This is a genomic window from Phyllobacterium sp. P5_D12, from assembly GCF_054049495.1.
The window spans coordinates 1-9341 of record NZ_JBFUMG010000146.1 but is presented as its reverse complement, the minus strand read 5'-3'; the positions used below and the strand labels follow the sequence as shown (position 1 = coordinate 9341).

Sequence of the window (9341 nt, the reverse complement as noted above, 5' to 3'; positions counted from 1 at the left end):
CTTGTATATCAGTCGCTGCGACCGGAGCAGCGGAGGATTTTATGAGCGGATTTGCAGCCATTGGCGAGTGCATGATCGAATTGTCCGGCGCCAATGGCGATCAGTGGCGCATGGGTTTTGCGGGAGACACCCTCAACACTACCTGGTATGTTCGAGCCCTCACCGATACAGATTTTGCCGTCGATTATGTCACCGCCTTCGGCGACGATCCTTTCTCGGTGAAACAGCGCAGATTCCTCCGCGATAATGCTATCAATACCGCCCATAGCCCGACCATCGTTGGCGCTCGCCCCGGAATCTATGCCATCACGCTAACCGGTAGCGAGCGCTCATTTACCTATTGGCGCAATGATGCCGCAGCGCGCCATCTGGCCGATGATCCTGACGCCTTGGCGAAAAGCTTGGATGGTCGGCGAGTCATCTACTTTTCCGGTATCACGATGGGTATTTTGAGCCCCAAAAGTCGCCAGAATGTCCTCAACGCCGTTAGTAATGCCCGCCGTCAAGGTTCGCTTGTCGTCTTCGATGCCAATTACCGCCCTCGCCTGTGGGAAAATGCCGACACCGCGCGGCAGGTTTTGAGCAACGCATTTCACGTCACCGATATCGCGTTACCAACATTTCCGGATGAGAACGCCCTATTCGGTGATACAACGCCTGCCGATACCGCTACACGCATCACTGGTTATGGCGTGCGCGAGATCGTCGTCAAAGATGGCACGGCGCCGGCGCTGGTTATTGCCGGCGGAACAACTACTGAAGTGCCGGCTGTTCGCGCCAACGCTGTCGACACGACGGGCGCTGGCGACAGCTTCAACGGCGGATACATTGCTTCGCGCCTCGCGGGTCTCGATCCACTTGTCGCAGCGGTCAACGCACACAAAGTGGCTGCCCGCGTGGTCGAATTCCATGGCGCGCTCGCCCCCATGGATGAAGCGCAGAAGGCATTCAAAGCCTAGGATTTCATTTTCTTGAAACTGTACTTGGTCATCTGGCTGTAGACTTCGTCAGGCCGTAAAATCGCTTGAGGAAAATACGGAAAGTGAGTGGAGTCGGGCCAGGTCTGCGTTTCGAAGCAAAGGCCTGCATAGTTATCGTAGGTCTTGCCGGTCAGCCCGATGGGCGGTTTTCCGCCTARTGTGTTCGCCGCGTAGAATTGCACGCCAGGCTCGGTTGTGAAAACATTCATCTCGACGCCGGAATCGGCACCTTTTACCGAAGCGACAAGGCACAATGGGCGGCGCTGGCTGGCAAGACAGAAATTATTGTCATAAATGACCTGCTTGCCGCCCACTTCGCGCCGGACGGCCCGATACTCGCGGAAATCATGTGCTGTCCCGGCCACCGGCATAACACGGCCGTCGGGAAGAAGATCACCATCCACAGGAAGATAGGCTTGCGCATCAATCCTGACCTGATGATCGAGCGCCTCGGTTGCGCCTCCGTCATCGAGATTGAAATAGCTGTGATGCGCAAGATTGCAGATCGTTGGCTTGTCCGTGACCGCATCCATTCGGATCACAAGAGTTCCCTTGGGCTCCAGCATATAAGTACACGTGATTGCCAGATTTCCAGGAAAACCCATCTCGCCGTCACCAAGCTGGACCGTCAATGTGACGTAATCCGGACCAATAGCGACAACATCCCAGATGCGTTTGCCAGCACCGCGGCTCCCGCCATGGATATTGTGCCTGCCATGAAAGTTTTTTTCGAGCTCGTAAGTCTTCCCGTCGATCACAAGCTCACCGTCACGAATACGGTTGATACAACGGCCAATCGTTGCACCGAGGTAGGGAGAGTATGCGGGATAGTCGGCAAAGTCGCGATACCCAAGGACAAGCGGATGCTCATGCCCATTGAGGCGCAAGTCTTGGATAACTGCGCCCCACGTCAGTACGTCGGCGGTTAATCCACCACCCGAAATTGTAATGCGGTGAACTGCCTCGCCGTCCGGCGTGTGGCCGAAAACTTCCGTATTCATTTATTCTATAACCCCAAGCCGCCAACGCAGACATATTTCGTGTCGAGATAATCTTCGATACCCTGGTGTCCGCCTTCCTTGCCGAGGCCGGATTCCTTCAAGCCGCCAAATGGGGCTTCCACCGTGGTTATCATGCCCTCATTGACGCCAATCAGACCGTATTTCAGCCCTTCCGAGACGCGGAACACCCGCCCAAGATCCTGTGTGTAGAAGTAACTGGCGAGACCGAATTGCGTATCGTTGGCAAGGTCAACTGCTTCCTGCTCACTTTGAAACTTGTAGATCGGCGCCACTGGCCCAAAGATTTCCTCCTTGGTGAAGAGCATTTCCGGCGTAGCGTCCGCGATCACGGTGGGCTCGAAGAAACTGCCACCAAGCGCATGACGTTTTCCGCCTGTGATAATCTTGCCGCCCTTCTGCGTGGCATCTGCTATGAATTCCTCGACCTTGGCGACGGCCTTGTCATCGATCAATGGCCCCTGCTGCGTCCCTTCTTCCAGACCATTTCCGATTTTAAGCTTCTGGGTAGCGGCGGCAAACTTCTCGACGAATGTGTCATAGATGCCGGCCTGTACCAAAAACCGGTTGGTGCAGACGCAAGTCTGACCCGAATTGCGGAACTTCGCGATGATCGCTCCGTCTACAGCCCGATCGACATCAGCGTCATCGAAAACGATGAACGGCGCGTTGCCGCCAAGCTCCATGGAGACTTTCTTGACCGTGTCCGCAGCTTGTTTGATCAGTATCTTACCGATTTCCGTCGATCCGGTGAAGGTGATCTTGCGAACAAGCTCATTGCTCGTAATTTCTCCGCCAATTTCCGTCGCCGACCCCGTCAAAATGTTGACGACACCCTTCGGAATGCCAACCTCTTCGCAAAGAGAGCCCCAGACCAGCCCTGAATAGGGTGTCTGCGTCGCAGGTTTCACCACCGCTGTGCAACCGGACGCCAGCGCCGGGCCGATCTTGCGCGCGAGCATGGAGGAAGGGAAATTCCAGGGCGTTATTGCTGCAATGACCCCCACGGGCTCTTTAGTGACCAGAATTCTCCGGTCTGCCCAAGGTGAAGGGACAACATCGCCATAGGTGCGGCGAGCTTCCTCTGCATACCAGAGGATATAAGCGGCGGACATGCCGATCTCACCTTTGGATTCCGCAAGGGATTTACCCTGTTCCAGTGTCAGCAATTCAGCGAGAGCATCTTGATTGTCCAAAATGGCGTCGTGCAGCTTGCGCATCAGTTTCGAGCGTTCCAGTACGGATGTCTTGCGCCATGTCTTGAAGGCCTTTGCCGCGGCGTTGATGGCACGTTGTGTCTCGGCCTTGCCCGAGTTTGGGACGGTACCGATCTTCAGGCCGGTAGCAGGGTTGATGACGTCGATTGTCTTGCCCGAATCTGCCGCCACCCACTCACCGTCTATGAGGTTTGCCTGCTTCATGAACTGGCTGGATTTCTGCAACATCATGTTTCTCCCTGTGTTCGAAGGGTTATTGTTGTTCGTGAGTTCCGTGAAAGATAAACCCTGCACTGCGCATGGCAATGTCTGCCTTGGTCAAGGCGATATAACTACCCTGCTCCTTTTTGGCAAAAGCTGCAACGGGGTTCCGTCAACCAAATATCCGCGTAGCGACAGAAACCCATAACGTCAGTGTCAACGCCGAAAAAGCGGTCGCCATCACCATGGAATTGGAGGCGAGAGCCTGGCCCGTGCCAAAGCGCGTGGCAATCAAGTAAGAATTGACGCCAGCCGGAAGCGCGGCGGCAACTACTGCGATTTTCGCAGTAAATGGTGGTAGACCGATCAACCACGCGGCGCCAAGCACCACGGCAGGCATAAGGACAAGTTTGATAGCAGACATGAGCACCGCTGCTGCTATATTTCCAGAAACACCGAACTTCTTCAGACCCATGCCCATGGCGAACAGCGCGACGGGCCCTGCCACCCCACTCAAGGTATCGATCAACGCGTCGGCTGCGTCCGGCATTCGCAAACCCAGCAGGCGCCATATCCAGCCGGCGAGGATGCCCAGCACAAACGGGTTTCGCAGCAGGCTGTTGAAGAACGATCCGATCACTGCGACCCAATGACTCTCACCTTTGAACACGCCGTCCCTTCTCATAGCCAATTCGTGCAGCGTGATCGAGGCGGCCATCATGACAGGCATGTGGACGGCGACGATCAAAGACAGGATGGCAAAGCCATTCTGGCCGAAGACCCCGAGCATGAGCGGCATGCCAAGAAAAACGAGATTGGAAAATGCTCCAGAGACGCCAGCCACAACGCCGGCGCGGTTGTCTCGTCCAAAGAACAGCTTGATCGCCAGATCCGATACCGCCCACGCGACAATCACACCAATAAAATAGGTGGTCCACAACGACCAGGGAGCTGTGCCGTGGAAATCAGCAGTCACCATTGTCCTGAACAGCAGCAACGGCGCGGCAATCACGAAGACAAAATCAGATAGGCCATCACCCACCCGCTCATCCAGCAGTTTGAAATGCGCTGCTGCATAAGCGATGGCAATCACACCAAAAACGACGATGATTGTTTGAATGAGACCCATCGCGTTCCGCAATAGGCCGACAAATCCAGCGGTGCAAGACGTTCTCGTTGCATGGCTTTATTTTTCTTCAACAAATCCCCATCTCGACTGCTAAGGAGAATGATGGTGAAGCAATTCCGCCCTTGGGCAATTTCTATGTATGCGCTGTTCAGCCTGGTTTTTGTCGTATCGCACGCATATGCGACAGATGCTGCATGGGCGAGAGTACAGCGCGGCGGATACACAATTCTCATTCAAGGCGCCGATGCTTCCGGAACCTTGAGTCCAACCATTGACAGCTCGGCCGATTGTTCGGTCACGCAAACGCTTTCCGACCGCGGGCGCCAGCTGGCGCAAAAACTTGGAGCCCGTTTTGCCGCACGCGGGGTGCGAATCGACAAAGTTCTTACAAGTTCTACCTGCAATGCACGGGAAACCGCACGGCTGTCATTCGATTCAATCTCCGCTGAAATCTTTAAGCCGCTCGATCCATTGCCTGCGAACGAAGCTGCCAAACAAATCCAGATCGACCAAATTCGTGCGGCGATAGTCGCATTCAAGGGCCTTGGCAACCTGGTAATGATGACTGATCGCGCCAATATCATTGCTCTCACCGGTGTTACGCCACGTCCAACAGAAGCGGTCGTTGTTTCCAAAGCCGAGGAAGGTGAAACCGTTCATATCGCAGGAAGAATCATATTCGACTAATCACAGCGCAGCTTTGGTCTTTCCCTGAAGCATGAAAAACGCTAGATACCGGCTTCATTCTACATCAGTGCCCTTGCCTGAGGCACGATAAGCAAAGGAAAATCAATTGTCCGATACATTCGACAAGGTCGCCGACATCATTGCCGAAACCAGTGAGATCGATCGCGACTCCATTACGCCGGAGAGTCACACAATTGACGATCTGGGGATCGATAGCCTTGATTTCCTGGACATCGTTTTTGCGATCGACAAGGCCTTCGGTATCAAGATCCCGCTTGAACAGTGGACGCAGGAAGTCAATGACGGCAAGGTTCCGACCGAAGAATACTTCGTGTTGAAAAACCTGTGTGCCAAGATCGACGAACTCGTCGCTGCCAAGAAGGCCTGATTTTCCAGCTAACCGGGTACACCGTACAAACGGTGTTGCGAGACAATGCAGAACAACACCGTCGTCATTACTGGTATCGGACTGATTTCTTCACTTGGCGAAGGCGTCGACGCCCATTGGAAGGCGTTCAATGACGGGCTCGAACCCCGCATCGATAGCGAAACGTTCAAGCCTTATACCGTTCATCCGCTCGTCGAAGTCGACTGGAACAACCAGATACCGAAGCGTGGTGACCAGCGGCAGATGGAGACGTGGCAGCGTATAGGGACCTACACAGCTGGCCTCGCGCTGCAAGATGCAGGCATAAAAGACGACGAATCGCTCTGCGCCAGCATGGATATGGTAGTGGCGGCAGGCGGTGGGGAACGCGACGTCTCGGTAGACACGCAGATCCTTGCCGAAGCGCGTGTGCGCAATGATATCGGAACGATGCTAAACGAGAAGCTCACGACCGAGCTGCGCCCAACCTTGTTTCTGGCACAGCTTTCGAACCTGCTTGCTGGAAATATCTCCATCGTCCACAAAGTCACCGGTTCTTCACGTACATTCATGGGTGAGGAAGGCTCGGGTATCTCGGCGATCGACACAGCTGTAGCTCGCATTCGCTCCGGACAGAGTACACATGCGCTCGTTGGTGGTGCGTACAATTCCCAGCATCCAGACATGTTGTTGGGATACGAATTGAACGGGATGCTCAAGCGCGATGGTTGGGCGCCGCTTTGGCAAAGAGAAGACAGCGCCGGGGGCGGGATCGTTACCGGCTCTGGTGGAGCGTTCCTGGTTCTGGAAAGTGCTGATCACGCCAAAAAACGCGGTGCACGCGTATATGCCGCCATCGATGGTATCTACAGCGCTCAAATTCGACGCAACCGCGATGATTTAACCCAAACTGTAGCCAAGCTGATCGGTGCGGCAAGCGCAGACAAAGCTGCAGATCTGATCATTTCAGGCGCTAGCGGAGCCAAACACGTAACTGCGGTAGAGAAAGCGGCGCTCGATACATTCTCCAGTTCGGCGGTGCGCGGCGTCGCGGGCAAACTCGGCCATCTGCGCGAAGCACAATTCCCACTGGTCGTTGCTCTGGCTGCGCTGAGCGTTTTCAATGGATCTGCGTTCCCGCCTGTCGACGCGAAGAATGAGAAAGCCGGACCGTCCAGCGTCAATACCGCGCTCGCGACGTCCATTGGCGGAACTCGCAGCGAAGGCGTTGCCCGCCTGGTCAAAGTTTGAGGGATATTTCCATGTCCAAATATACTGATCATCTCGGCCGCCCCCTTGTCGCCATAACCGGCCTAGGCGTTGTCTCATCCCTCGGGCAAGGTAAGGAAGAGAACTGGGCTGCGCTGACTTCCGGCACGTCCGGCATCCACACGATTACACGGTTCGCCTTGGACAATCTGCGAACGCAGATCGCCGGGACTGTCGATTTTCTTGAAGAAAGCACCAAAGGCGCTTCGGCACTGTCGCAAAAGCTGGCGTCGCTTGCAGCGGAGGAAGCTGTAGCGCAGGCCGGTTTTCCAGTCGATGACTTCGGCGGCCCGCTTTTCCTGGCTGCTCCGCCGGTCGAACTCGAATGGCGCAATCGCCTTGCCTTGGACGCACTGGTCAAGTCTGAAGGCGAGCCCGGATACGACCTGCTGCTCGCCGCATGCCGTCGAGGCCCGCAGATCGACATGTTCAACACCGCGGAATTTGGCCATATCGCTGAGGTTCTGGCCGATAAGTTCGGCACGCGCGGTCTACCGATCACTTTGTCTACAGCCTGTGCTTCTGGCGCGACTGCCATTCAGTTGGGGGTGGAAGCCATCCGTCGCGGCGAAAGCGACAGGGTCCTGTCGATCGGCACGGATGGTTCGGTTTCCGCGGAAGCGCTGATTAGGTTCTCGCTGCTCTCTGCGCTATCCACACATAACGATCCGGCCCACAAGGCCGCAAAGCCCTTCTCGAAAGATCGGGATGGGTTTGTCATGGCAGAAGGCTCTGGCGCTATGGTGATGGAATCGCTCGAATCGGCCGTCGCACGAGGTGCAAATATTCTTGGCATCATGCGTGGTTGCGGCGAAAAGGCCGATGACTTCCATCGTACCCGTTCAAAACCGGACGGTTCGCCGGCCATTGGTGCGGTTCGCGCGTCCCTTGAAGATGCAGGGATTGAGGAAGACGCAATTGACTATATCAACGCCCATGGAACGTCGACGCCAGAAAACGACAAGATGGAATATCTGGCGTTGTCGACGGTCTTTGGCGATCGCATTTCATCATTGCCGGTGTCGTCAAACAAGTCGATGATCGGCCACACATTGACCGCTGCCGGTGCGATTGAAGCCGTATTCTCTGTACTGACTATTCAGACCGGTACCATCCCGCCGACGATCAACTATGACAATCCTGATCCGGCAATTGTCATGGATGTCGTCCCCAACGTTAAGCGCGAAGCAAGTGTCTCATCGGTGCTTTCCAGTTCATTCGGCTTCGGCGGACAAAATACGTGTCTTGTCATGACGGCAGAACCGAACTAATCCGTGGCCTGAATAAGGAAACGGATATGCGTGCACTACAATTGATTGAAGACCGCAAGCTCGAGATCGTCGATGTTGCGCCCCCACCTGCACCCGGTCCCGGCGAGGTCACTGTCAACATCAAAGCTGTTGCACTCAATCACATTGATGTCTGGGGCTGGCGGGGCATGGCCTTTGCCAAGCGCAAGATGCCATTGACGATCGGCGCGGAAGCTTCGGGCGTTGTCGATGCGATCGGCGCGGGCGTCGGCAATCTACTGCCAGGCCAGCTCGTCTCGATCTATGGTGCGCAGACCTGCGGATTGTGCCGTCCCTGCCGTGAAGGTCGCGACAATCTTTGCGAACATGTCTCCGGTGTGCACGGCTTCCATCTCGATGGCTTCGCTCAGGAAAAAGTCAACCTCAAAGCCCGTTTGCTTGTCCCGGCTCCTCCTGGCGTCGATGAAATCGGCGCTGCCGTTGCGCCGGTCACCTTCGGAACGGTCGAGCACATGCTGTTTGATAATGCCAAGCTCGAACCGGGAGAAACGATTCTCGTCCACGCTGGTGGCTCTGGCATTGGATCGGCTGCAATCCAGCTCGCCAAGAAGATGGGCTGTACGGTCATCACGACCGTCGGCTCGGACAACAAGATCGAGAAGGCCAAGGCCCTGGGGGCAGATCACGTCATCAATTACCGCGAGGACCGTTTCGAAGGCGTGGTGCGCAAGCTGACAAAGAAGAAGGGCGTTGATGTTGTCTTCGAGCATGTCGGCGCCGACACATGGGCGGGGTCCATGCTATCGTTGCGCCGCGGTGGGCGGCTGGTCACCTGCGGCTCGACCTCGGGTGTTTCAACCAGCATGAACCTTATGATGCTGTTCCAGCAGCAGTTGAAGCTTCTCGGCTCGTTCGGGTGCCGCATGGAAAACATGGCTGATGCCATGCAGAAGATGGCGCGTGGCCTTGTTCATCCAGTCATCGACACCGAAGTCGGCTTCGATGATATCGATACGGCATTGAAGCGGATGGAAGGCCGGGACGTCTTCGGCAAGATCATCCTGCGCGTAAACTGATCCAGAATGAAGCTCAATACAAAGTTAGCGCTATTCCGTTGGAGCCAGCGGTTGAAGAAATTCAACTACTGGCTGTCGGCATTTGTTATTTTCGGTATCCTCAAATTGCTCCGTATGCTGCCTGCGAAGGCGGCCATGGATTTTAC

Annotated in this window: 9 protein-coding genes; 6 read left to right on the top strand and 3 right to left on the bottom strand. The window is 55.5% G+C overall.

Annotation, left to right across the window (positions count from 1 at the left end; genetic code table 11):
* Nucleotides 1-41 precede the first annotated feature (41 nt).
* Nucleotides 42-959 carry a sugar kinase gene (locus tag ACXJ5O_RS11920; protein WP_457300079.1) on the top strand — a complete coding sequence of 306 codons (918 nt, stop codon included), beginning with the start codon at nucleotides 42-44 and terminating at the stop codon, nucleotides 957-959.
* On the opposite strand, the gene ACXJ5O_RS11915 is transcribed toward ACXJ5O_RS11920, so the two are convergent.
* The 3 genes from ACXJ5O_RS11915 to ACXJ5O_RS11905 all read right to left on the bottom strand — a co-directional run bounded on the left by ACXJ5O_RS11915 (nucleotide 956) and on the right by ACXJ5O_RS11905 (nucleotide 4546).
* The gene (locus ACXJ5O_RS11915; RefSeq protein ID WP_457300078.1) at nucleotides 956-1981 is read right to left on the bottom strand and encodes an aldose epimerase family protein; all 1026 of its coding nucleotides are present in this window, start codon (nucleotides 1979-1981) and stop codon (nucleotides 956-958) included. The genes ACXJ5O_RS11920 and ACXJ5O_RS11915 overlap by 4 nt on opposite strands.
* Nucleotides 1982-1986: 5 nt before the next feature.
* Complete coding sequence (locus tag ACXJ5O_RS11910) at nucleotides 1987-3444, bottom strand: NAD-dependent succinate-semialdehyde dehydrogenase (protein WP_112528605.1); 1458 nt, start codon at nucleotides 3442-3444, stop codon at nucleotides 1987-1989.
* Nucleotides 3445-3589: 145 nt separating this feature from the next.
* The gene (locus tag ACXJ5O_RS11905; RefSeq protein WP_457300077.1) at nucleotides 3590-4546 is read right to left on the bottom strand and encodes an AEC family transporter; all 957 of its coding nucleotides are present in this window, start codon (nucleotides 4544-4546) and stop codon (nucleotides 3590-3592) included.
* A 99-nt stretch (nucleotides 4547-4645) separates the two neighbouring features.
* On the opposite strand from ACXJ5O_RS11905, the gene ACXJ5O_RS11900 reads away from it, so the two are divergent.
* The 5 genes from ACXJ5O_RS11900 to ACXJ5O_RS11880 all read left to right on the top strand — a co-directional run bounded on the left by ACXJ5O_RS11900 (nucleotide 4646) and on the right by ACXJ5O_RS11880 (nucleotide 9195).
* Nucleotides 4646-5233 (top strand): histidine phosphatase family protein, encoded by a 588-nt coding sequence (locus ACXJ5O_RS11900; RefSeq protein ID WP_457300076.1) that lies wholly within the window; start codon nucleotides 4646-4648, stop codon nucleotides 5231-5233.
* Between the two features lie 106 nt (nucleotides 5234-5339).
* Nucleotides 5340-5621, top strand: coding sequence for an acyl carrier protein (locus ACXJ5O_RS11895; RefSeq protein WP_008123430.1), 282 nt, complete (start codon nucleotides 5340-5342; stop codon nucleotides 5619-5621).
* Between the two features lie 45 nt (nucleotides 5622-5666).
* On the top strand, nucleotides 5667-6851 hold the full coding sequence (locus ACXJ5O_RS11890; protein WP_457300075.1) for a beta-ketoacyl-ACP synthase: 1185 nt from the start codon (nucleotides 5667-5669) through the stop codon (nucleotides 6849-6851).
* A gap of 11 nt (nucleotides 6852-6862) precedes the next feature.
* Complete coding sequence (locus ACXJ5O_RS11885; RefSeq protein ID WP_457300074.1) at nucleotides 6863-8140, top strand: beta-ketoacyl-ACP synthase; 1278 nt, start codon at nucleotides 6863-6865, stop codon at nucleotides 8138-8140.
* A 26-nt stretch (nucleotides 8141-8166) separates the two neighbouring features.
* A complete protein-coding gene (locus ACXJ5O_RS11880; protein ID WP_457300073.1) occupies nucleotides 8167-9195 on the top strand; it encodes a zinc-binding dehydrogenase in 1029 nt (342 codons plus the stop codon).
* The last annotated feature ends 146 nt before the right edge of the window (nucleotides 9196-9341 follow it).

Bases quoted from the DNA above. Each gene is read 5' to 3' on its own strand.
- ACXJ5O_RS11905 (WP_457300077.1), bottom strand. From the start codon at position 4,546: ATGGGTCTCATTCAAACAATCATCGTCGTTTTTGGTGTGATTGCCATC.
- ACXJ5O_RS11910 (WP_112528605.1), bottom strand. From the start codon at position 3,444: ATGTTGCAGAAATCCAGCCAGTTCATGAAGCAGGCAAACCTCATAGAC.
- ACXJ5O_RS11890 (WP_457300075.1), top strand. From the start codon at position 5,667: ATGCAGAACAACACCGTCGTCATTACTGGTATCGGACTGATTTCTTCA.
- ACXJ5O_RS11885 (WP_457300074.1), top strand. From the start codon at position 6,863: ATGTCCAAATATACTGATCATCTCGGCCGCCCCCTTGTCGCCATAACC.
- ACXJ5O_RS11880 (WP_457300073.1), top strand. From the start codon at position 8,167: ATGCGTGCACTACAATTGATTGAAGACCGCAAGCTCGAGATCGTCGAT.
- ACXJ5O_RS11900 (WP_457300076.1), top strand. From the start codon at position 4,646: ATGATGGTGAAGCAATTCCGCCCTTGGGCAATTTCTATGTATGCGCTG.
- ACXJ5O_RS11920 (WP_457300079.1), top strand. From the start codon at position 42: ATGAGCGGATTTGCAGCCATTGGCGAGTGCATGATCGAATTGTCCGGC.